Origin of the sequence: Pseudomonas sp. BN102, from assembly GCF_029871245.1 — a bacterium.
Taxonomy (GTDB): domain Bacteria; phylum Pseudomonadota; class Gammaproteobacteria; order Pseudomonadales; family Pseudomonadaceae; genus Metapseudomonas.
Genome location: NZ_SSON01000023.1, coordinates 42,703 through 64,186, shown reverse-complemented (window position 1 = coordinate 64,186; position 21,484 = coordinate 42,703). Strand labels below are relative to the sequence as shown.

Sequence of the window (21,484 nt, the reverse complement as noted above, 5' to 3'; positions counted from 1 at the left end):
TTACTGTTGGGAATAAAAGTTTCCTTTGGCGCTTTTATAGGCGAAGCGAGAGTGCAGGTCTAGCCAGTTGGGAAAATTTTTATCGTGGCAGGAAAGTTTGGCCGGTTTGACCCCTCTCCCGCATGCGGGAGAGGGCTTAGAGAGGGGGAGGCATGGGCGGGTGCACGGGAACACCGCTACTCTCAACCCCGCGTCTGAATGGGAGAGGGCGGCTCGCGACGGTTGAGATTGAGTTCACCGGTCGCTCGGCGTTAAACGAGGCTTGGAAGCTGGCTTGGCTTGAATGAAGTGCCTTCCCTCGCCAGCGGGAGAAAGCACGGTATAGAGGGGAGCTGGGCCCTCACTCATTCCCATAGTTCATCACCGACAACAAGCGGATCGGTACCTGCAGCAGCTTCTCCGGGCCGTGGGGCACGTCGCCGTCGAAGGTCAGGCTGTCGCCAGCCTGCATGTGGTAGAGCTGGTTGCCGTGGCGATATACCAGTTCACCCTCCAGCAGATGGAGGAATTCGGTGCCGGGGTGGGCGAAGGTGGGGAACTCCTCGCTGGCGTCATCCATGCTGACCATGTAGGCCTCAAAGTTCTTCTTCGGCCCACGGGTGTGGTTGAGCAGGTGGTAGGTGTGGCCCTTCTCGGTGCCGCGACGGACCACCTCCATGCCTTCGCCCGCCTTCACCAGGATGGCATTGCCGTCGGGCTGGTCGTACTGGCTGAACAGCTTGGACATCGGCATGCCCAGCACGTCGCACAGGCGGCTCAAGGTATCCAGGCTGGTGGAGACCTGGGCGTTCTCGATCTTGCTCAGCATGCCCTGACTGATCCCGGCGATACGCGCTACATCCGCCAGCTTCAGTTCCTGCGCCTGGCGCTGGCGCTTGATCTGCATGCCCAGGTACTGCTCGAGGCGGAGGCGGGGAGGGGGCTCGGTGTTCATGGGCGGTGAGTCCTGCACGATTTCAGTTCAAGAAATTATTTTTCGCACTGAGAAAGTGCGAGTCCGGGCGTCCCGCTCCGGATGGCGACACGGGACTTTCCCACAGTGAAAAGGATTTTCCCATATAAACAGTAGATCGGCGCAAAGCCGAGTTCTTCCTCCCCGCGCATTTCAGATTGGCAAGCTGCTTGCATTCCTGATGGGAAACTAAATTTCCTGTGTGGAATTCAATGAAAGAACCCGACCGCCACCTGCTCATTCAGACGATCCGGACCCCGGCAGTCGTGCGCCGGTCTGTCCTTGATCGCCTGCCATCCCACGACCGCCTTGCCCTTTTCCAGGAGTGAAGACTCATGTTGCCAACTGAAACGCAGCGCATCATCGACCAGCACGGCATCAAGTACGTGCTGGCCCAGTTCGTCGATATCCACGGCGCCGCGAAGACCAAGTCCGTGCCGGTCTCCGGCCTCAAGGCGGTGGCCGAGGATGGCGCCGGATTCGCCGGATTCGCCATCTGCGGCATGGGCATGGAGCCCCATGGTCCGGACTTCATGGCGCGTGGCGACCTCTCCACCCTGATTCCGGTGCCCTGGCAGCCGGGCTACGGCCGGGTGGTGTGCATCGGTCATGTGGAAGGCAAACCCTGGTCCTACGACACCCGTTACGTGCTGCAACAACAGGTCCAGCGTCTCTCCGACAAGGGCTGGACCCTGAACACCGGCCTGGAGCCGGAATTCAGCCTGTTCCGCCGTGGCGCTGACGGCAAGCTGCAACTGGTGGACGCCACCGACAACCTGGACAAGCCCTGCTACGACTACAAAGGCCTGTCGCGCTCCCGCGAGTTCCTCGAGCGCCTGACCGAAGCCCTGCAACCGGTGGGCTTCGACATCTACCAGATCGACCACGAAGACGCGAACGGCCAGTTCGAGATCAACTACACCTACAGCGACGCTATGGAATCGGCGGACCGCTTCACCTTCTTCCGCATGGCCGCCGGCGAGATCGCCAACGACATGGGCATGATCTGCTCCTTCATGCCCAAGCCCGATCCGAAGCGCGCCGGCAACGGCATGCACTTCCACCTGTCGATCGCCAGCGCCAGCAACAAGAACCTCTTCCACGACCCGAACGATCCCAGCGGCATGGGCCTGTCCAGGCTGGCCTACCACTTCGCCGCCGGCTTGCTGGCCCACGGCCCGGCCCTGTGCGCCTTTGCTGCGCCCACGGTCAACTCCTACAAGCGCCTGGTGGTGGGCCGCTCGCTGTCCGGCGCCACCTGGGCGCCGGCCTTCATCGCTTTCGGCGCCAACAACCGCTCGGCCATGGTGCGTGTGCCCTACGGCCGCTTGGAGTTCCGCCTGCCAGATGCCGGCTGCAACCCGTACCTGGTGACCGCCGCGATCATCGCCGCCGGTCTCGACGGTATCGACCGCCAGCTGGAGCCGGACACCGTCTGCAACGAGAACCTCTACAACCTGAGCCTCGAAGAGATCGCCGCACGCGGCATCAAGACCCTGCCGCAGTCGCTCAAGGAAGCCACGGACGCCCTGGAGGCCGACCCGCTGTTCCGCGAGGTGCTCGGGCCGGAGATCGTCGACGAGTTCATCAAGCAGAAGCGCATGGAGTGGGTGGAGTACAGCCGACACGTCTCCGACTGGGAGATCCAGCGGTACACCGAATTCTTCTGAAAACCCTTCGCCCATTTACCTGCCCCGAGGAGACATGCCATGTGCGGAATCGTAGGTCTTTACCTGAAGAAGCCCGAGCTGGAAGGCCAGCTCGGCAAACTGTTCGAACCCATGCTCGAAGCCATGACCGACCGTGGTCCGGACAGCGCCGGCTTTGCCATCTACGGCGATGAAGTGGCCGACGGCTGGGTCAAGCTGACCCTGCAGGCCATCGATGCCGATTACGGCTGGAAGCACCTGATGAGCGCCCTTGAAGGCCGCCTCGGCTGCTCTCTGGACTGGTTCCAGAACGCCAGCGCCGCCGTGCTCAAGGTCAACTGCGACGAAGAGCGCGTGCGCGCCGCCCTCGCTGACCTCGCTCCTGAGGTGCGCATCATGAGCGCCGGCCAGAGCATCGAAATCCTTAAGGGCATGGGCCTGCCGAAGGAAATCTCCGAGCGCTTTGGCCTCGCGAGCATGAAGGGCAGCCACATCATCGGCCACACGCGCATGGCCACCGAAAGCGCGGTGACCATGGAAGGCAGCCACCCGTTCTCCACCGGCGCCGACCTCTGCCTGGTGCACAACGGCTCGCTGTCCAACCATTCGCGCCTGCGCCAGGAACTCAAGCGCCAGGGCATCACCTTCGAAACCGAGAATGACACCGAAGTCGCCGCCGGCTACCTGACCTGGCGCCTGCAACAGGGTGACAGCCTGAAAGAGGCGCTGGACCACTCCCTGGAAGACCTCGACGGCTTCTTCACCTTCGCCATCGGCACCCGCAACGGCTTCGCGGTGATCCGCGACCCGATCGCCTGCAAGCCGGCGATCCTCGCCGAAACCGACGACTACGTGGCCATGGCCTCGGAGTACCAGGCCCTGGCCAGCCTGCCAGGGATCGACAAGGCCAAGGTCTGGGAGCCGGAACCGGCAACCATGTACATCTGGGAACGTGCCTGAGGAGCATCCATATGAAAACCATCGATCTTTCCAGCGCCTCGGTGCGTGAACTGAACCAGTCCCTGCACGGCGAAATGCAGGACCGCGAATGGGTGGTGACCCATCCGGACGGCAAGCACAACCTGGCCGTGGGCGTGAGCCAGGCCGTGAGCATCGATATCCAGGGTCATGCGGGCTACTACTGCGCGGGCATGAACCAGAAGGCCAGCGTCACCGTGCACGGCAACGTCGGCGTCGGCGTGGCCGAGAACATGATGTCCGGCTCGGTGCGGGTGAAGGGCAGTGCGTCCCAGGCCGCTGGTGCCACCGCCCACGGCGGGCTGCTGGTAATCGAGGGCGATGCCGGCGCGCGCTGCGGCATCTCCATGAAGGGCGTCGACATCGTGGTCGGCGGCAGCATCGGCCACATGAGTTGCTTCATGGCCCAGGCCGGGCGCCTGGTGGTCTGTGGCGATGCCGGCGACGCGCTGGGCGATTCGCTCTACGAAACCCGCATCTATGTGAAGGGCACCGTGAAGTCCCTGGGGTCGGACTGCGTCGAGAAACAGATGCGCGCCGAGCACCTTGAAGAACTGCAGGAACTGCTCAACCGCGCCGGCTTCGACGAAGACCCGGCCAGCTTCAAGCGCTACGGCTCGGCTCGCCAGCTGTACAACTTCAAAGTCGATAACGCATCCGCGTACTGATCCGCAGCGAGGACAATTCCATGAGCGAAAAACACACTGCGGTGCTGCGCGAATCCGCCACCTTCGACCGCCTGACCATCCAGGAAATCCAGCGTGCCGCCGAAACCGGCATCTATGACATCCGTGGCGGTGGCACCAAGCGCAGGCTGCCGCACTTCGACGACCTACTGCTGCTGGGCGCTTCCGTATCCCGCTACCCGCTGGAAGGCTATCGCGAGAAGTGCGGCACCGACGTCGTGCTGGGTACCCGCTTCGCCAAGAAGCCGATTCACCTGAAGATCCCGGTGACTATCGCCGGCATGAGCTTCGGCGCGCTGTCCGCCAACGCCAAGGAAGCCCTCGGCCGTGGCGCCAGCATCGCCGGCACCAGCACCACCACCGGTGACGGCGGCATGACCCCGGAAGAGCGCGGCCAGTCGCAGCATCTGGTCTACCAGTACTTGCCGTCGCGCTATGGCATGAACCCGGATGACCTGCGCAAGGCCGACGCCATCGAGATCGTCCTCGGCCAGGGCGCCAAGCCGGGCGGCGGCGGCATGCTGCTGGGCATGAAGGTGACCGAGCGCGTCGCCGGCATGCGTACCCTGCCCATCGGCGTCGATCAGCGCAGCGCCTGCCGTCACCCGGACTGGACCGGCCCGGACGACCTGGCGATCAAGATCGCCGAGTTGCGCGAAATCACCGATTGGGAAAAACCCATCTACGTGAAGATCGGCGCCAGCCGCCCGTACTACGACGTCAAGCTGGCGGTGAAGGCCGGCGCCGACGTGATCGTCCTCGACGGTATGCAGGGCGGCACCGCAGCCACCCAGGAAGTGTTCATCGAGCACGTGGGCATCCCGATCCTCCCGGCCATTCCGCAAGCCGTGCAGGCCCTGCAGGAGATGGGCATGCACCGCAAGGTGCAGCTGATCGTCTCCGGCGGCATCCGCAACGGCGCCGACGTGGCCAAGGCCATGGCCATGGGTGCCGACGCTGTCGCCATCGGCACCGCGGCCCTGGTGGCGCTGGGCGACAACCACCCGCGCCTGGACGATGAGCTGAAGAAGATCGGCTCCGCCGCCGGCTACTACGACGACTGGCAGAACGGCCGCGACCCGGCGGGCATCACCACCCAGGACCCGGAGCTGTCCAAGCGCCTGGACCCGGTGGAAGCCGGCCGCCGCCTGGCCAACTACCTGCGCGTACTGGTACTGGAAGCGCAGACCATGGCGCGGGCCTGCGGCAAGTCCCACCTGCACAACCTCGACCCTGAGGACCTGGTGGCCCTGACCGTGGAGGCCGCTGCCATGGCCCGCGTCCCGCTGGCTGGTACCAGCTGGATTCCGGGTCAGGGTTACTGATCCCAACGGCGGTGCAAAAGGGCCGGCGAGTGATCGCCGGCCTTTTTCTATTGCCCCACACACCGAAGTTTCGTAGGCACCGTCTTTCACGCCCACCATTGATCGTTGGGCTTCGCGTAGCTCAGCCCAACCTACAGTGCTCCAGTGCTAGAGGTCGGGCCGGGCGCTGACCCTCGCTCCCGGCACCATCCTAGTGATCCTGCTGCCATATTGATTGGCAGGAAAATCAAATTCGCACCAAGAAAATGCGCAATGAATTGCCCGGCTCATGCGGCACCGCACCAGCCTGCCAAGTAAAGCGCTTTCCATTCAATCACTTAGTAAAAATGAAAGCGGATGCTGCAACCTTGGCAGGCCAATTGCTATGCCTGTAGGGAAATAAAATTGCCCTACAGGAAGAAAGGTGCTGGCTCGGCCTCTTCCTCCTGAGGGCGCTTTCACGCCGGTCTGTCTTTCCGACAGCGGGCCGGCCGAATCCCCGTCGGTTGGAGGCAACAGGCAATGATCCGGTTTTCACATGTGGGCCGCGGTATGTTGGGCCTTTCCCTTCTGTTGGGCAGTGTCGCCGCCTGGGCGGACGAGGCGCCGCCGGCGATCAACAGCGGCGATACCGCTTTCGTGGCGCTCTGCTCGCTGGTGGTGCTGCTGATGACCTTGCCCGGCCTGGCGCTGTTCTACGGCGGCATGGCGCGGACCAAGAACGTGCTGTCAATCCTCATGCAGGTATTCTGCACCGCCTCGCTGATGTCAGTGCTCTTCGCCATTTACGGCTACAGCCTGACCTTCACCGACGGCGGCTCTCTGCAGGCAGTGATCGGTGGCTTCGACAAGCTGTTCATGGTCGGCATCACCAAGGACTCCGTGGTCGGCACCATTCCTGAATACCTCTACTTCCTGTTCATGCTGCTGTTTGCCGCCATCACCCCGGCGATCATCGTCGGCGCATTCGCCGAGCGCATGAAGTTCGCCGCGGTCATGGTGTTCATGGCGGTATGGCTGACCATCAACTACATCCCCATGGCGCACATGGCCTGGGGCGGTGGCTGGGTGTTCAACCTCGGCGTGCAGGACTTCGCCGGCGGCAACGTGGTGCACCTGAACGTGGGCATCGCCTCCCTGGTGGGCGCCTGGCTGCTCGGCCGCCGGCGCGATTTCGGCACTCCGGCCCTGGCCCCGCATAACATGACCATGACCCTTACCGGCGGTTCGCTGCTGTGGGTGGGCTGGCTGGGTTTCTGTGGCGGCTGTGCGCTGGCAGCCAACGGCTTCGCCATGCTAGTGATGGTCAACACTATGCTTGCCAGCTGCGCCGGTGCGCTGGGATGGATGCTGGTGGAGTGGCAGCACCGTGGCCGACCGAGCCTGTTCGGCGCGGTTTCCGGAGCCATCGCCGGATTGGTGGCGATCACCCCGGCGTGCGGCTATGTCGGTCCCATGGGCGCCATCCTGCTCGGCCTGATCGCCGGTCCTGTGTGCGTCTGGTCGGTGGACAAGCTCAAGCCGATGATCGGCCTGGACGACGCCTTCGACGTGTTCGGCGTGCATGGCGTTGCCGGCATCCTCGGCGGCCTGCTTACCCCTGTATTCGCCCTTGCCGCTATCGGCGGCCAGGGCTTCCCCGAGGGCCGCGACCTGCTCGACCAACTGCTGGTCAACGGCGGAGCGCTGCTGTTCAGCATCCTCTTCTCGGCCGTGACCAGCCTGATCGCCTTCAAGGTGGCCGCAGCGCTGTGCGGCGGACTGCGCGTGGGTGAGGAAGCCGAAGTGGACGGGCTGGACCTCTCCGCCCACGGCGAAGTCGGCTACAAGTACTCGAGCTGAGGGATGTGGCCATGAAGCTCATTACCGCAATCATCAAACCCTTTCGCCTGGACGACGTACGCGAGGCGCTGACTGAGGCCGGTGTCAACGGTCTGACTGTCACCGAGGTCAAGGGTTACGGTCGGCAGAAGGGGCATTCCGAGATCTACCGGGGCGCCGAGTACGTGGTGGAGCTGCTGCCCAAGATCAAGCTGGAAGTGGTGGTCGGCGAAGCGCTGTGCCAGGCCGCCATGGACGCCATCCTCAAGGCGGCCTACACGGGCAAGATCGGCGACGGCAAGCTGTTCGTCCAGGATCTGGAAAGCGTGGTGCGCATCCGCACCGGGGAGCCGGACGAAGACGCGCTGTGAATTGACTGCAGTACCCATGCGCCGACGCCTTGCGTCGGCGCTTTCATTGAGAAGGGCTGAAAAGTGCGCAAGGCAGACCTTTACTGTTGGCCCCGAGCTGGACGAATAGGGTGCGCCGCGAGCGCCAGTGTTTTGCGGTGGCACGGGATCGAATAGAAGGAGACGTGAAGGATGGCGTGGTTGAACGGATGGGTATTCCTGATTCTTGCGGGACTTTGCGAGGTGCTGTACGCGTCGATCATCCCGCGCACGGAAGGCTTCACTCGGCTCTGGCCGAGCATCTATTGCGGCTTTTTCCTGGCGTTGAGCATCTACCTGCTAAGCCTGGCGGTGCGCGAGCTGCCACTGGGCCTGGCCTATGCGGTATGGGTAGGCATCGGCACCCTGGGCACCGTGGCCTACGGGGCCATGTTCATGGGCGAGCAACTGGGCGTGATGCGGGGGCTGTGTCTGGCGATGATCATCGGCGGCATCGTCGGGTTGAAGCTGGTGAGTGGGGAGCAGGTGGCCTGAGACGATAGTACCCTTTGTCCTTAGGGTAAACATCGCTTTTCATGTCCACCATTCGACGTCCGGGTCGTGTCCCGATGGTGGATCGATGAAGCGTGATCCACCCTACGAAAAGTTTGCCGGCGCGAGTCACCCCTCTACCGCTTGTGGGAGAGGGGCCAGGGGGGAGGGCAGTCCGGGGGCTCGCAACGCACTACTTCAAATTGGGCAATTTCTCGTCCGGCAGGCCGTAGCTATGCTTCTCGTGGATAAAAGTCGCGGCCAGCGCGCAGAGCGTGGCGGCGATCACCACGATGGTGATCACGCCGAGCACGGTGGGGGTATCGGCGAAGGTGAAGGCGCCCACGGCATCGTCCAGACGGGCGTTCAGATGAAGGCGCTCATCCGTGCACACTCGATGATGGCGCCGGAGAGGATCGAACCGGTGGTTGCGGCGAACACGGTGCGCAGGGCGCATCCTGCGGAAAATGCCCCGTTTCCCATCAGTTCCCAGGTGTAACGCCTGAAATTGGGTCCTGTTCTCAGCGCTGTTGCTGCAGCATCGCCTGGATCTGCTGCACCGATTCCTGGGTTCGTCGCGCCAGGTTGCGAACTTCGTCCGCCACTACCGCGAAACCGCGACCCTGTTCGCCGGCACGAGCCGCCTCGATGGCGGCATTGAGAGCCAGCAGGTTGGTCTGTTCGGCAATGCCGCGGATCACTCCAGCGACCTGGGCGATCTGCCCGTAGGTGGTCTGGATGTTCGCTTGCTCGCGTTCGTGCAGGGTGGCTGCGGTCTTCTCGTCGCTGATCTCGCGTACTGCACCGGTGACGTACAGTAGCCGGCCACGATCGTCGCGCAGGCAGCGGCCGCGCTCACGGAACCAGATTTCACCACGGGTCTTGTGGCGCATGCGGTACTCCACCGCGTAGAAACCGTCGCTGCTGCTGTCCAACATCGACGCGTTGAAGGCCTTCATTACCTCTTTGACGTCGTCCGGGTTGACCACGCGAAAGTAGCTGTCCCAGCCATCCGGAAACTCCTCGCGCTTGTAGCCGATCAGTTCGCGGAATTGCTCAGACCAGCGGATCAAATTCTGCGGGTGGTCGGGGTCGCCGTTCACCACGTTCATCGCCCAGCAGCCTTCGGTCAGGGTGCGCTTGGTCAGCTCCCAGACTTGGCGCTCCCCGTCCCACTGCTCGCGTCCGGCTTCCAGCGCTTCGAGCTGGTGCAGGTGCTCCCGCAGCTCGCCGCGCAGTTGTGCACACTCCTGCTCGGCGTGAGCCAGGCGCTGGGTAAGGGCGGCATACTCCTCGGCGTTGCAGGGCGGCGGTGCCTGCCGTTCGGCGTGCCGGCGGATGCGCTGCAGCTCGTCCCAGTCGCGCTGCAGTCGTTCCAGGCTGCCGAGCAGCTGGGGCTGGCGTTGCAGGTGGTGCTGGGCGGCACCGTCCGTACCCTGTTCGCTGAACAGGCGGTCGAGCCACTGGCTGAGTTCATTGGCCAGGTTGCTGGATGCATTGCTGAACCACATCGGCCGGTCCTCCTTGGCTGCACGGGTTGGTAAACGCACGATGCCTGTAGGAGCGAGTTCTGCTCGCGAAAAGCACAGAGCTTCGCGAGCAGGGCTCGCTACTGCAATTGGAGATTCCCAAGCAAATTCCTCTCCAATTGCCGCATCAGCCGCGAACGCGGGTCTTCTCCGGGTCATAGGCCACGGTCGTGCTGCTGACGGTGGCGCGAATGCGCTTCTGCTGGCCATCCAGCTTGCCGACCTCCACCACCGTGCCCGGCTCGCAGTAGCCGATGTCGAGCCGGCACAGGGCGATGTTCCTGCCCAGTACCGGCGAGCGGGTAGCGCTGGTGACGACCCCGACCTGGGCGCGGCCAACGTGCACGCAGTCGCCATGGGCGGCCGGTTCGTTGCCGTCCAGTTCCAGCCCAACCAGCTTGTGCTGCGGGTTGGCGCTGCGTCGTAGCAGTGCGTCCCTGCCAATGAAGTCGGCCTGCTTGGACTTCAGAGGCACACAGAAGCCAATGCCGGCCTCGAAGGGGTCGGTCTGGTCGCTGAATTCGTAGCCGGCGAAGATCAGCCCGGCCTCGATGCGCAGCATGTCCAGCGCCTGCAGGCCCAAGGGTACCAGCCCCAGCGGCTCGCCCAGCTGCCAGAGGCGTTGCCACACCGTAATGGCGTCGTCCGGATGGCACCAGATCTCGTAGCCTAGCTCGCCGGTGTAACCGGTGCGTGAGACCATCAGCGGCGGGCCGTTGTAGTCGTCCAGGCGGCCCACCAGGAAGCGGAACCAGCCCAGGTCCTCCAGCTTCGGCTGGGTGCCCGGCGTCCAAATCATGTCCTTGAGCAGTGCACGGGCGAGCGGGCCTTGCACCGCGACGTTGTGGATCTGTTCCGAGGCGCTCTTGATCCACACCTTCATGCCCAGATTCTCGGCCTGTTCGCGCAGCCAGATACCGGCGTAGTCCTCACCGCCGATCCAGCGGAAGGCATCCGGCCCCAGGCGCAGCAAGGTGCCGTCGTCGAGCATGCCGCCGTGCTCGTAGCACATGGCCGAGTACACCACCTGGCCGACCGCGAGCTTGCGCACATCGCGGGTCAGGCAATGGTCGAGGAGGGCTTCGGCGTCGGGGCCGAGTACTTCGAACTTGCGCAGGGCGGACAGGTCCATCACCGCCACTTTCTCGCGGCAGCCATGGTATTCCTCGATCGCGCCGTGGCCGTCGAACTGGATCGGCGTCCAGAAGCCGCGGTAGTCGACGAATTGGCGGGTGAGGGCGGAGGTGCCGAGGTGAAAGCCGCTTTCGCGGGTCAGCACCGGGTCGGCGTCGGGTGTCTTGCGAGTGGCCATGGCGATACTGAAGCGCTCCTGTTCGGAATACACGCGGATGTGGATGTCGGTGGGCTGCCAGCCGTTTGCCGGGTCGATGTCGTCTGGGCAGGAACTACTGGCGCAGACCAGGTCGGTCATCGCGCGCAGCAGCACATAGTCGCCGGGGCGCGACCAGGGCTCGTCCAGGGTCAGGTGCTGGTGCGCATCCACCCCGGTGTTGAAGAAGAAGTTGATCGCCGGCCAGCCCGCGCGGTTTTGTACGCCGTGTTTTGACAGGGCGCGGCTGATGTTGTCGCTGCAATTGGCATGGCCGAAATAGCCCTGGGATTCGTAATAGCGCGCGGTGCAGGCGAGGGCGAACGTGTCGTGGCGGCCGACGGTATCGCGCACCACCTCTAGCATGGGTTGCAGGTGGCGGTCGAAGAAACGGCTGAACAGGCCGGGGCAGGGATAGGCGTTGCCGTTCAGGGTGCGGGTGACGGTGGGGTCGAGGTCGACCTCGCGGCCGGCATCCAGGCCGCGCCGGTCGAAGGCGACGAAGTCTGAGCACTGGCGCCCGGCGACGTCTATCACTTGGATGAACTGACCAGCTCCCACAACGTAGTCCCGCGCGGTGCCGGGGCTGATGGTGAACTCGTCCACCAACTCACCCAACGGCACCGGCAGCGGTGGGGCCAGCACGCGGCGTGGGTTGACGCGCTGGATCAGCAGGCGCAGTTCGCTGGCGCGTAACTGGCTATCCACCGGCGTCTGTTCGCCCGGTGCGGCGACTATCACCACCAGCGTTTCGCTGGCGCTGAAACTGCGGCTGAAGCCGGCCGGCGTGCCGGGTTGCCAGAGCCGCGCGGCGGGCGGCAGGTGGCGACAATCGATGCCGCGTTGCACCAGCCCCGCGCTGACATGGGCGGCCTCGCGGCTGCCGTCGTGCAGCAGGTGGGCGATGAAGTCGGCACCGGAGCTACCGGAAAGACCGAGGGCGGCCAGCGCAGCGCGGCCGCTATTGGCAAAGGCCAGCAGCTCGGCGCTCTGGTCGCCTTCGAGGTCGATCACCTGCAGGCGGTCCCCCGGCTCCAGCGCCACAACCGTCAGCCCGCACGGGGCGACACGATGGCGCTCAAGCCCGGGGGCACGGGCAAACAGGGCCGGCTCCAGCGGCCGGGATATCACGGGCAGGTTCATGGGTACGCTCCACACAAGGCAAGGAGTAAGGGGCGACCCTGCCGCCCCGAGGGACCGCTCAACTGGCGGTCTTGAACTGGTCAGTCGGCTTGTCGGCGAGGTACGCCGCCAGCGAGTCGTCCAGCGCTTCCAGCCAGGGTGTGTGGTGCGGCGTGGCCAGGGTGCCGGTGATCAGTGAGCGGTGGCAGTAGTCGCGGTAGCCCATGATGTTCTCGTACTTGTCCTTCTTCCATTGCAGGAAGGTCTTGTTCACCTCGGCAATGTCGAAGGTCGGGTAGTCGGTGGCTTCGATGAGCTGGCGGATGTACTCGCCCTGGAACTCGAACATCTGCTGGGCGGTTTCCAAGGTTTCCTCTTCCTGGCGCCAGGCCAGGTCTTCGGCGAGCATGGCGGCCGGGTCGGGCAGCGCGATGCGGCCGAGGATGACGTCGCGGGCGTACCAGGCCTGGGCGTCGAACATGTTGAAGCTGTACCACTGGTCCTGCATGCCGAGGTAGATCAGCTTGGGGTTCTGCTCCCAGAACACACCCTTGTAAAGGTTCAACGGCCAGAGGCGGTTGCCGGTCTTCAGGCGCAGCTCTTCCGACAGGAAGGGGAAGTGATGCTTGTAGCCGGTGCAGAGAATGATGGCGTCGACGTGTTTGCTGCTTCCGTCGGAGAAGAATGCGGTGCTGGCCTTGACATGGGTGAGCAGCGGCTTCTCTTCCCAGTTCTCCGGCCACTTGTACCCCATGGGCGCGCTTCGGTAGCAGCTGGTGATGGAGCGGGCGCCGTACTTGAAGCACTGCGATCCGATGTCTTCGGCGGAGTAACTGCCGCCGACGATGAGCACGTCCTTGCCCTTGAATTCCAGCGCGTCGCGGAAGTCGTGGGCGTGCAGCACGCGGCCCGCGAAGCTTTCGAAGCCTTCGAAGTAGGGCACGTTGGGCGTGGAGAAGTGGCCGCTGGCAACCACCACATAGTCGAAGGTTTCGCTGTAGGTCAGGTCCTGCTCGTAGCTGTGGGCGGTGACCTCGAAGGTGCCGCTGGCGGCGTCATAGGTCACACCGCGCACCGTGGTGTTGAAGCGGATGTAGGGGCGCACGCCGGCCTTTTCCACACGGCCCTTGATGTAGTCCCAGAGCACTTCGCGGGGCGGGTAGGAACCCAAGGGGCGGCCGAAGTGTTCGTCGAAGCTGTAGTCGGCGAACTCCAGACATTCCTTTGGCCCGTTGGACCAGAGGTAGCGGTACATACTGCCGTGCACCGGCTCGCCGTGCTCGTCCAGGCCGGTGCGCCAGGTGTAGTTCCACATGCCGCCCCAGTCCGCTTGCTTCTCGAAGCAGACCAGTTCGGGAATCTCGGCGCCCTTGGCATGGGCCGACTGGAAGGCACGCAACTGGGCGAGGCCGCAGGGGCCGGCGCCGATGATGGCGACTCGTTGTTTCATGCGGGGTTCTCCACGGAAGGTTGAGGCAGGCCGGCAGCCGGGTGCTGGAGGTGCGCCGCGGCCAGGGTGTTCTTCATCAGGAAGGCGATGGTCATCGGGCCGACGCCACCGGGAACCGGGGTGATGGCGGCGGCGCGGGTGAGGGCGCTGTCGAAGTCGACATCGCCGACGAGCCTGGAGCGGCCGTTTTCCTCGATGCGGTTGATGCCGACATCGATGACCACGGCGCCGGCCTTGAGCCAGTCGGCGTCCACCAGGCGAGGCCTGCCCACGGCGGCGACGACTATGTCGGCCTGGCGACAGAGCTCGCGCAGGTGGGCGCTTTTCGAATGCACTACGGTCACCGAGCAATGGGCCTTGAGCAGCAGGGCGGCCATGGGCTTGCCGACGATGTTGGAACGGCCGATGACCACTGCGTGCTTGCCGATGAGGTCGCCACAGGTGTCCTGCAACAGGCGCAGGCAACCGGCGGGGGTGCAGGGCGTGAGCACGTCGCGGCCCTGGCTGAGGCCACCGACGTTCTCGGCGTGGAAACCGTCGACATCTTTCAGCGGATCGATGGCCTGCAGGACGCGGGTTTCATCGATATGCGCCGGCAGCGGCAGCTGCACGAGGATGCCGTGCACCGAGGTGTCGTCGTTGAGGCTGTGGATAAGCTTGAGCAGGTCGACTTCGGCGGTTTCCGCCGGCAGCTTGTATTCGAGGGAGCGGATGCCGCATTCCTCGGCGCGTAGCACCTTATTACGCACGTAGACCTGGCTGGCTGGGTCCTGGCCGACCAACACTACGGCCAGTGCGGGGGCGATGCCCCGTGCCTTGAGGGTGAGTACCTCGTTGCCGACTTCGGCGAGCACGCGCGCGGCCGCCGCCTTGCCGTCGATGAGCGCGGGGGGCAGGACGGTGTTCATCGGAAGATCACCGTCTTGTCGCCGTTGAGCAAGACGCGGTGTTCCAGATGGAACTTCAGAGCCTTGGAGAGGGCCACCGTCTCGGTATCCCGGCCGATGGCGACAAGGTCGTCGGGCAGGTAGGCGTGGTCCACGCGCTGCACTTCCTGCTCGATGATCGGGCCTTCGTCGAGGTCCGAGGTGACGTAGTGCGCGGTGGCGCCGATCAGCTTCACGCCGCGCTCGTAAGCCTGGTGGTAGGGCTTGGCGCCCTTGAAGCCAGGCAGGAAGGAATGGTGGATGTTGATGGCGCGACCCGAGAGCTGTTTGCACAGGTCATCGGAGAGGATCTGCATGTAGCGCGCGAGCACCACCAGTTCGGTCCTCGTTTCGTCGACGATCTGCATCAGCGCCGCTTCCTGCTGGGCCTTGGTGTCGCGGGTCACCGGCAGGTAGATGAAGCGGATGCCTTCGCGCTCGGCCATCGGCCGCAGGTCCAGATGGTTGGAGACGATGGCGGTGATCTGCATGTCCATCTCGCCTTTCTGGTGGCGATAGAGCAGGTCGGTGAGGCAATGGTCGTACTTGCTCACCATCAGCAGCACGCGCATCGGGCGGTTGCCTTCGAACAGCTCCCAGTCCATCTCGAAGGGCACGGCGACTTCATCGAAGCCCTGACGCAGAGCGTCGATATCCGGCTTGGCGCCAGTATTGAAACGGAACACCGCGCGCATGAAAAAGCGCCCGGTGAACTCGTCGTCGAACTGCGCCAGTTCGCTCAGGTAGCACTGGCGCCCGGCGAGGTAGGTGGTGACCGCCGCGACGATGCCGGAGGTGGCCGGGCAGCTGATCTTGAGGATGTAGTGATTCATGTCGGTTGCTCTCGTGCAGGCAAGGAACGGCCGGGCTCAGCCCTTGGCGGTGCGCTTTTTCTTCTCGGGGTCGTCGAACGGCAGCGTGTGGGCGATGGCTTTCACGCTGAGGCTGCCGCGCACTTCCAGGGGCACGCCCTGCTCGGCGATGCCTGGCTCGACGCGGGCGATGGCCATGGAGCGTTCGGTGAGGCGCGAGTACATGGCGCAGGTGATGACGCCGACCTGGCGGCCGTCGTGCCAGAGGGTGTCGCCGTTCTGCGCGGCGACATGGCCGTCGAGCAGCACGCCGAAGATCTTGAAGCGTTCCTGGCCCTTGAGCCGGTAGTGCTCGCCGGCGCCACGGAAGTCCTGTTTTCCGGGCGACACGGTGAAGTCCAGGCCCAGTTCCCACAGGGTGTCGCCGGCTTTCTGGTCGGCGAAGGGGTACATCTGCGAGTTGTCGTAGGGGAAGAACAGCAGGTAGCTCTCCACCCGTAGCCAGTCCAGCGCGGTGAAGGCGCAGGGGATGATGCCGAGGTCCTTGCCCTTGGCCAGGATGCCGTCCCAGATGATTGGAGCGTCGGCGGCCTTGCAGAAGATCTCGTAGCCGCGCTCGCCGGTGTAGCCGGTGCGGGAGATCATCACCGGGCGGTCGAACAGCTTGGTCTGGGTGTGGTGGAAGTAGGGCAAGTCGCGGATGCCGGGCACATGCTCGGCGAGGAAGTCCACGGCCTTCGGGCCTTGCAGCGACAGGTCGTGCAGGTCGTCGTCGAACAGCACCGCCACCTGGCGGCCCTGGGCGGAACGAATGAGCACCTCGTGGCCCGATCCAGCGCCGTGCACCACCATGAAGGCGTTGGGGCCGGTGCGGTAGACGATGCAGTCGTCGATGAACTTGCCGTCCTCGTCGAGCATGCAGGCGTACACCGACTTGCCGGGGTAGAGCTTGCTGATGTCGCGGGTGGTGGCGAAGTCCAGCAGGCTTTCAGCGTGGGGACCGACGTAGTGCACCTTCTTCAGGCCGGACACATCCATCAGCCCGGCGCGGGTGCGGATGGCCTCGTGGTGGTCGGCGAGATCGCTGGCATAGGTCCAGGCGGTGCCCATGCCGTTCCAGTCTTCCAGGTTCGAACCAAGTGCCAGATGGCGTTCGCGGAGCGCACTGATGCGCCATGAGTTGGCCATGGGAATGTCCTCTTGTCGTAGTTGTTCTGTGTGGGAGTGAAAGGTCAGGCTTCGGGGTCGAACCGGCGCAGCCAGTCCACCAGCGTCTGGCGGTAACGGGTGATGCCCTTGTAGTCGGCGATGGGGTCGGGCAGGTCGCGCATCACCCGGTGCAGGCGCTGCGCCCACGCCGGATTGGTGACCAGTTCGTCGAGGCTGATGAGGTAGGTACGGATGCCGAACAGCAGCGCGTTGGAGCGCGGCAGGCGGGTCATCAGTTGCAATTCGACGCGCAGGTGCACCAGGCGGCCGACGTTCTCCGGGGTGACCGTGCCACGGTCGCTGCCCCACTCGTGGTAGGTCTCGGGCGAGGTATCCAGGCGCGGGTTGATGGTCAGGGTCCAGTTCAGGCGGCGCACCGGCTGGCCGACCTGGATATTCAGCAGGTATTTCAGCGCACGGTCGAACACGCCGATCTGGTGCGCCATGGGCACCGGCGAATGCCATTGCTTGAAGCTCATGCCGGCGTCGAAGCGCAGCGACCAGTCAGCCGGGCAGGTGACCATGCCGGCGTCCATGTAGAGGTCGCCATCGCGCTGGTCGAGCACCGCGAAGTCACCCTGCATCTGCCGGGTGATGTACTCCAGCGGCTCGCAGGGCAGGGTGGCCGGGTCGCCGTAGATGAAGTGCTGCTCGATGCCCAGCGCCAGGTTCTGCCAGTGCCAGGCGTTGCCGTCGCGCGCCAGGCGGAAGTGCTGTGGGTAGTCGCGGGAAAGGTGCTCCATCAACATTTCCAGCGTGTCCCAGGCGGCCTGGGCCATGTGCGGCATCACCAGGCAGCGGTCGGGGTCGAGTTCCAGCACGCGGGCGCGTTCGGCCATCTCGGAAACGTAGTGCTCGTCGACGTCGAAACTGTGCTCGAACACCGAGCCGGGATCGCGGGACACCGCCGGCTCCAGGTTGACCGAGTACATGTACTGGTCTTCCGGGAACGGAAAGGGAAAACGGGCGATGGCGGCCGGACTGTTGCGAAAGCTGAAGTCGTCCCGGTAGGTTTGCAACGGCTTGAAGGTCAGGGTCATGGGGGCGTCTCCGGGGTCAGATATCGAGCAGGATCGGGCTGCCGCAGCCGCGCGAGACGCAGGGCATCAGGCTGCTGGAGCGTTCATCGGCGCTGAGGAAGTGGTCGCGGTGCTCCACGTCGCCATTCAACCAGGGCGTTTGGCACTGACCGCAGACCCCGCCCCGGCACAGGTTGGGAATGTCCACGCCGGCAGCCTCCAGGGCTTCCAGCAGGCTCTGGTCAGGGCCCACCTCCAGTTGCTGGCCGCTGCGCGCCAGCTCGACGCGAAACGGCTGTCCGGGCTCGGGGGCGGCGAAGGCTTCCCAGTGCACGCGGCGCGGGCTCCAGCCTTGCGTTGCGGCTTGCTCCTGCAGGTCCAGCAGCAGGGATTGGGGACCGCAGGCGTAGACATGGGCACCCAGGGCGCGCTCCTGGAGCAGGGCGGCGAGGTCGAGCCGGCGCACACCGCCCTGGTATTCATGCAGGCGTGGGCCGAGCAACTGGCGCAGTTCGTCTGCATAGGCGTCGCTGGTGCCGGTGCGGTAGGCGTAGTGCAGCTCGAAGTCGGCTCCCCGGCGCAGCAGCTCCCGGCTGTAGGCGAGGAAGGGGGTGATGCCGATGCCGGCGGCCACCAGGATGTGTTCTCGTGCCTCGCCATGCAGCGGGAACAGGTTGGCCGGTGGCGAGAGGCGCAGGCGGTCGCCTACCTCCAGGCTCTGGTGCAGGTAGCGCGAGCCGCCCCGCGAGCCGTCCTGGTGGCGCACCGCGATGCGGTACTGGCGGGTGTCGGCGGGGTCGCCCAGAAGCGAGTAGGCATTGCGCCGGCCGTTGGGCAGGTGCAGTTGCACATGGCTGCCCGCCGAGAAGCCGGGCAGCATGCCGGTCAAGGGTTCGAAGCGGTATTCGCGGATCACCGGAGTGAGCTCACGGATGGCGGCGACGCGGACATCGAGCAGGGCGCTCATGAGCTGACCTCCTGATACGGCTGGTCGGCATCGGCGCATACCCCGAGGTAGGCCCCCAGGCGTTGCGAGAAATGGCGACGCACTTCCAGTACTACGCCGCAATGGACGCAGGTGAGGGTGGTTACTGCAGCGGCGCTTTGGCAGGTGGCGCAGTGCACGCAGAACACCCGGCGGATGCCTTCCGGGCTGCATCTGAGGAGGATTTCGTCCACCTGCAGGCCGGCGGCGCGGGCCAGGGCGTGCAGGGGCCAGACGAAGGCTTCGTCGCCACGCAGGTCCAGGCGCAAGCCAACGCGGGCTCCCTTCAGACGAGCGCTCAGGGCGAGGTGCAGGGCGGCGAGGTTGGCGAAGTCCGGTAGTGCAAGGTGGCTCAGCCGGGCCTGTCCCTGCTCGGCGGCAAGGGCGGCGCAGTCGTTTTGCCCCGTGCCCTGGGTCACCAGCAGGTGCTCGTGGGCTGCCAGGCTCGGCTGGCCGCTGGGGTAGCGCGGCACGCTGAACGGGTGGTCGGTTGCAGTGGCGCTCATGGTGTCCTCGCGAATTCGCCTGTTTCCTCGTGGAGAAAATATTTTCTCTTTGGGAATCAGCGCTCAATCCGCAAGAGGAGATACGCCAAAAGGGGTAATTGCCTCTATGAGGCATAAAAGTTGCTGCTTCCTGGAACTTGCCAATCCAAAGTCGAGCGCCGGAGGAGGAGAGGGATGCACTACGCCAGCCTGTTACTGACCGCCATTCCTCCAGCGCCCGTCTGGAATGAGCTGACCGAACGCGAGGGACAGACCCTAACGTTGATCGCCTCGGGGTTCAGCAACAAACAGATCGCCCGTGAGCTGGGCATTAGCGACGGAACGGTGAAGATCTACGTGCGCAACCTACTGCGTAAGTTCCGGCTTAGTTCACGACTGGAACTGGCCACGCGGGTCTGCCGCAGTGGTCCTTCCTTGCGCACGGCGGATGAGATCCATTTGCACAACGAGGGTGCAATCCCGGCCGCGCCTGCACCGATTCCGCCCGCAATGGGATTGCTGGATGAGCTGCCTGGGCTGATCTACCGGGGGGAAAACGACCGTACTTGGTTCATGGAATACGTCAGCGCCGGCTGCCTGAACCTGACCGGCTACCCCGCCGAGTATCTAACCAGTAGCCCGGGGCACAGCTTCGGTTCGCTCATACTCGACGAATACACCGACTACATCTGGTACTGCGTTCAGTGCGCGCTGCTTAAGCGCGAGCCCTACCAGCTCAATTACCGCATCCGTTGCGCGGACGGCCAGATCAAGAGCGTATGGGAGACTGGGGTGGGTATATACGCTAGAACGGGCGAGGTGCTCGGGGTGGAAGGGGCAATCTTCGAGCGGTGGGACTGACCGCCACGCAAAGCTTACGGGCCCGGCAGCACAAGCAGGCTGATTCAAAGCCGCGAGCTGTCGCTCCTATAATCAGTGTGCCTAGCCGGAAGAGTAGGGCAGCTGAAGATATCGCGAGAAGGTATTTCGCGACCCGGACGTATAAGTTCCGTTGTAGCTGTCACCTAATATTGACAATGAAAGGGCCACTTCTGGCTATGCAATATCCATCCTTGACTATAAAGCATTCAATGCTGTGGCCACCCGAGTACGAAGTAGCTTCACGCCTCTCTAGATGCCCTGATTGAACAATGCCCTCATCGAATTCGCCTCGCAAACCACGTTGCCGTTGTGCGTCGCTACCTGTATTCACTACTTGCCAGATCACTTTGTAAGGGAACTGAGTATTGGTGTTCGCATGGAAGAAAAGGCTGGCCTGCTCGGGAAGTGCTGCCCCATCGTTTCCTACCTCATGCGGTCGGAACCCGTGTTGGCTATGCGGTATCAGCAACCGCCGCCAGGCAGTTGCCGTAAGTTGGAATGGCAGGTGGCTCTGGGGGCGATCTTGATTCGAGGTTGACTTCGTTTCATCAACGGAATCGGCGCGAAAGCGAACGCTACGATGGCGAACAGCTTGCCCTGCCGTTGAGTTGTCTGATCTGGCGAAACGAATTGACCCGCCTTGCCGTACCTTGGACGAATTGGAGGGGGCTGTGCTTCATCGGATGCTGCCAGGGAACTAGTCCTTTCCCGATATCTGCATGACGCTTTTCGAATTGCTGGAGAACAGACCCCTGTTGAAGCCTCCACCTGGCTCAAGCATTGCTAGGTGAAGAGCACGATGATCTATTCACGAGCATGCCGACACATTCCCGCGAGGTCTAAGCTTTCAATCTGCACGCTCTGAGGACGTCTCAGCAGAGGAGAATTTTCGTGGCTTCCTTGCTCCAAATCACACAGCGAAGCCTCTGATTGGATTGCCATGATTTCTAGGCCGTTCAGATTTTGCTCACTTACGCCTAGAAACTTTGTTCTGTTGATCCGCGGAGCAGTTGTAGATGGCGAGGTGAATAACCGGTGCTACATCAGTACTTCCGTAGTTTAGCAGTGCGTGATTTGTGTAGTACCGCTATGGAAAACCGTGCGACCAGGACACTGCGGGAGCTGTCAATATCGGAGGATTGGGATATGGGATTAATACTAGGTTTGACCCAATGAACGGTATAAGTGACCGAAACATGAGGTGCTTGATCTGTGGGGCAGAGTCGGAAGAGTGGAAGCCGGCAGAGGGGTATCGCTCGTTTTACTGCCCTGATTGCGGACATTACCGAATATCTGAAGGTTTGGAGTTGATCATTACACTAGGTCGCTACTCGTTCAAATTGAAACCTGCAAGAGCTCGGCTAAAGGAAAAACTTGCCCAAGGCCACCTTCCAACCCTCACCTCTGCTGACAGTGATTTGGTGCACTTCGTTGACTAACACGGACCCACTTCGCCTCCACTTG

At 63.6% G+C, this 21,484-nt stretch carries 18 protein-coding genes and 2 pseudogenes; 8 read left to right on the top strand and 12 right to left on the bottom strand.

Annotation, left to right across the window (positions count from 1 at the left end):
* Positions 1-340: 340 nt before the first annotated feature.
* Positions 341-934 carry a helix-turn-helix domain-containing protein gene (locus tag E8F12_RS02905; RefSeq protein WP_280323794.1) on the bottom strand — a complete coding sequence of 198 codons (594 nt, stop codon included), beginning with the start codon at positions 932-934 and terminating at the stop codon, positions 341-343.
* Positions 935-1,287: 353 nt separating this feature from the next.
* On the opposite strand from E8F12_RS02905, the gene glnT reads away from it, so the two are divergent.
* From glnT to E8F12_RS02870, 7 genes are all read left to right on the top strand, one after another.
* The gene (glnT, locus tag E8F12_RS02900; RefSeq protein WP_280323793.1) at positions 1,288-2,622 is read left to right on the top strand and encodes a type III glutamate--ammonia ligase; all 1,335 of its coding nucleotides are present in this window, start codon (positions 1,288-1,290) and stop codon (positions 2,620-2,622) included.
* 39 nt (positions 2,623-2,661) lie between these two features.
* A complete protein-coding gene (locus E8F12_RS02895; RefSeq protein ID WP_280323792.1) occupies positions 2,662-3,561 on the top strand; it encodes a glutamine amidotransferase family protein in 900 nt (299 codons plus the stop codon).
* An 11-nt stretch (positions 3,562-3,572) separates the two neighbouring features.
* Positions 3,573-4,247: a protein glxC gene (locus E8F12_RS02890; RefSeq protein WP_280323791.1), complete on the top strand. Its 675-nt coding sequence runs from the start codon at positions 3,573-3,575 to the stop codon at positions 4,245-4,247.
* 20 nt (positions 4,248-4,267) lie between these two features.
* Positions 4,268-5,590 carry an FMN-binding glutamate synthase family protein gene (locus E8F12_RS02885; protein ID WP_280323790.1) on the top strand — a complete coding sequence of 441 codons (1,323 nt, stop codon included), beginning with the start codon at positions 4,268-4,270 and terminating at the stop codon, positions 5,588-5,590.
* Between the two features lie 501 nt (positions 5,591-6,091).
* Positions 6,092-7,411, top strand: a complete 1,320-nt coding sequence (locus E8F12_RS02880) for an ammonium transporter (RefSeq protein WP_280323789.1) — start codon at positions 6,092-6,094, stop codon at positions 7,409-7,411.
* 11 nt (positions 7,412-7,422) lie between these two features.
* Positions 7,423-7,761 carry a P-II family nitrogen regulator gene (locus E8F12_RS02875; RefSeq protein WP_280323788.1) on the top strand — a complete coding sequence of 113 codons (339 nt, stop codon included), beginning with the start codon at positions 7,423-7,425 and terminating at the stop codon, positions 7,759-7,761.
* A gap of 171 nt (positions 7,762-7,932) precedes the next feature.
* Positions 7,933-8,274, top strand: coding sequence for a multidrug efflux SMR transporter (locus tag E8F12_RS02870; protein WP_280323787.1), 342 nt, complete (start codon positions 7,933-7,935; stop codon positions 8,272-8,274).
* A 190-nt stretch (positions 8,275-8,464) separates the two neighbouring features.
* Here the strand turns inward: E8F12_RS02870 and E8F12_RS02865 are convergent, their stop codons facing one another.
* From E8F12_RS02865 to E8F12_RS02815, 11 genes and pseudogenes are all read right to left on the bottom strand, one after another.
* Positions 8,465-8,617 carry a hypothetical protein gene (locus tag E8F12_RS02865; protein WP_280323786.1) on the bottom strand — a complete coding sequence of 51 codons (153 nt, stop codon included), beginning with the start codon at positions 8,615-8,617 and terminating at the stop codon, positions 8,465-8,467.
* A 193-nt stretch (positions 8,618-8,810) separates the two neighbouring features.
* A pseudogene (locus E8F12_RS02860) lies at positions 8,811-9,035 on the bottom strand (methyl-accepting chemotaxis protein); the annotation flags it as partial.
* Positions 9,036-9,050: 15 nt separating this feature from the next.
* Positions 9,051-9,383, bottom strand: a pseudogene (locus tag E8F12_RS02855) (PAS domain-containing protein); the annotation flags it as partial.
* A 544-nt stretch (positions 9,384-9,927) separates the two neighbouring features.
* Positions 9,928-12,273 carry an aminomethyltransferase family protein gene (locus E8F12_RS02850; RefSeq protein ID WP_280323785.1) on the bottom strand — a complete coding sequence of 782 codons (2,346 nt, stop codon included), beginning with the start codon at positions 12,271-12,273 and terminating at the stop codon, positions 9,928-9,930.
* A 58-nt stretch (positions 12,274-12,331) separates the two neighbouring features.
* A complete protein-coding gene (locus E8F12_RS02845) occupies positions 12,332-13,702 on the bottom strand; it encodes an NAD(P)/FAD-dependent oxidoreductase (RefSeq protein ID WP_280323784.1) in 1,371 nt (456 codons plus the stop codon).
* Positions 13,699-14,610, bottom strand: a complete 912-nt coding sequence (gene folD, locus E8F12_RS02840; protein ID WP_280323783.1) for a bifunctional methylenetetrahydrofolate dehydrogenase/methenyltetrahydrofolate cyclohydrolase FolD — start codon at positions 14,608-14,610, stop codon at positions 13,699-13,701. Before folD ends, E8F12_RS02845 begins: the two co-directional genes overlap by 4 nt.
* Complete coding sequence (gene purU, locus E8F12_RS02835) at positions 14,607-15,461, bottom strand: formyltetrahydrofolate deformylase (protein ID WP_280323782.1); 855 nt, start codon at positions 15,459-15,461, stop codon at positions 14,607-14,609. The genes folD and purU overlap by 4 nt, the downstream gene beginning before the upstream one ends.
* 36 nt (positions 15,462-15,497) lie before the next feature.
* Complete coding sequence (locus E8F12_RS02830) at positions 15,498-16,628, bottom strand: aminomethyltransferase family protein (RefSeq protein WP_280323781.1); 1,131 nt, start codon at positions 16,626-16,628, stop codon at positions 15,498-15,500.
* 44 nt (positions 16,629-16,672) lie between these two features.
* Positions 16,673-17,689, bottom strand: a complete 1,017-nt coding sequence (locus tag E8F12_RS02825; RefSeq protein WP_280323780.1) for a DUF3445 domain-containing protein — start codon at positions 17,687-17,689, stop codon at positions 16,673-16,675.
* Between the two features lie 16 nt (positions 17,690-17,705).
* The gene (locus tag E8F12_RS02820) at positions 17,706-18,635 is read right to left on the bottom strand and encodes a PDR/VanB family oxidoreductase (RefSeq protein ID WP_280323779.1); all 930 of its coding nucleotides are present in this window, start codon (positions 18,633-18,635) and stop codon (positions 17,706-17,708) included.
* A complete protein-coding gene (locus tag E8F12_RS02815; RefSeq protein ID WP_280323778.1) occupies positions 18,632-19,159 on the bottom strand; it encodes a dimethylamine monooxygenase subunit DmmA family protein in 528 nt (175 codons plus the stop codon). Before E8F12_RS02815 ends, E8F12_RS02820 begins: the two co-directional genes overlap by 4 nt.
* A 174-nt stretch (positions 19,160-19,333) precedes the next feature.
* Here E8F12_RS02815 and E8F12_RS02810 point away from each other — a divergent pair, with 174 nt between their 5' ends.
* Positions 19,334-19,999 carry a LuxR C-terminal-related transcriptional regulator gene (locus E8F12_RS02810; RefSeq protein ID WP_280323777.1) on the top strand — a complete coding sequence of 222 codons (666 nt, stop codon included), beginning with the start codon at positions 19,334-19,336 and terminating at the stop codon, positions 19,997-19,999.
* Positions 20,000-21,484 lie beyond the last annotated feature (1,485 nt).

What these genes read in the sequence shown, in the direction of transcription:
- E8F12_RS02905 (WP_280323794.1), bottom strand. Translation starts at nt 934, where the DNA reads ATGAACACCGAGCCCCCTCCCCGCCTCCGCCTCGAGCAGTACCTGGGC.
- glnT (WP_280323793.1), top strand. Translation starts at nt 1,288, where the DNA reads ATGTTGCCAACTGAAACGCAGCGCATCATCGACCAGCACGGCATCAAG.
- E8F12_RS02895 (WP_280323792.1), top strand. Translation starts at nt 2,662, where the DNA reads ATGTGCGGAATCGTAGGTCTTTACCTGAAGAAGCCCGAGCTGGAAGGC.
- E8F12_RS02890 (WP_280323791.1), top strand. Translation starts at nt 3,573, where the DNA reads ATGAAAACCATCGATCTTTCCAGCGCCTCGGTGCGTGAACTGAACCAG.
- E8F12_RS02885 (WP_280323790.1), top strand. Translation starts at nt 4,268, where the DNA reads ATGAGCGAAAAACACACTGCGGTGCTGCGCGAATCCGCCACCTTCGAC.
- E8F12_RS02880 (WP_280323789.1), top strand. Translation starts at nt 6,092, where the DNA reads ATGATCCGGTTTTCACATGTGGGCCGCGGTATGTTGGGCCTTTCCCTT.
- E8F12_RS02875 (WP_280323788.1), top strand. Translation starts at nt 7,423, where the DNA reads ATGAAGCTCATTACCGCAATCATCAAACCCTTTCGCCTGGACGACGTA.
- E8F12_RS02870 (WP_280323787.1), top strand. Translation starts at nt 7,933, where the DNA reads ATGGCGTGGTTGAACGGATGGGTATTCCTGATTCTTGCGGGACTTTGC.
- E8F12_RS02850 (WP_280323785.1), bottom strand. Translation starts at nt 12,273, where the DNA reads ATGAACCTGCCCGTGATATCCCGGCCGCTGGAGCCGGCCCTGTTTGCC.
- E8F12_RS02845 (WP_280323784.1), bottom strand. Translation starts at nt 13,702, where the DNA reads ATGAAACAACGAGTCGCCATCATCGGCGCCGGCCCCTGCGGCCTCGCC.
- folD (WP_280323783.1), bottom strand. Translation starts at nt 14,610, where the DNA reads ATGAACACCGTCCTGCCCCCCGCGCTCATCGACGGCAAGGCGGCGGCC.
- purU (WP_280323782.1), bottom strand. Translation starts at nt 15,461, where the DNA reads ATGAATCACTACATCCTCAAGATCAGCTGCCCGGCCACCTCCGGCATC.
- E8F12_RS02830 (WP_280323781.1), bottom strand. Translation starts at nt 16,628, where the DNA reads ATGGCCAACTCATGGCGCATCAGTGCGCTCCGCGAACGCCATCTGGCA.
- E8F12_RS02825 (WP_280323780.1), bottom strand. Translation starts at nt 17,689, where the DNA reads ATGACCCTGACCTTCAAGCCGTTGCAAACCTACCGGGACGACTTCAGC.
- E8F12_RS02820 (WP_280323779.1), bottom strand. Translation starts at nt 18,635, where the DNA reads ATGAGCGCCCTGCTCGATGTCCGCGTCGCCGCCATCCGTGAGCTCACT.
- E8F12_RS02815 (WP_280323778.1), bottom strand. Translation starts at nt 19,159, where the DNA reads ATGAGCGCCACTGCAACCGACCACCCGTTCAGCGTGCCGCGCTACCCC.
- E8F12_RS02810 (WP_280323777.1), top strand. Translation starts at nt 19,334, where the DNA reads ATGCACTACGCCAGCCTGTTACTGACCGCCATTCCTCCAGCGCCCGTC.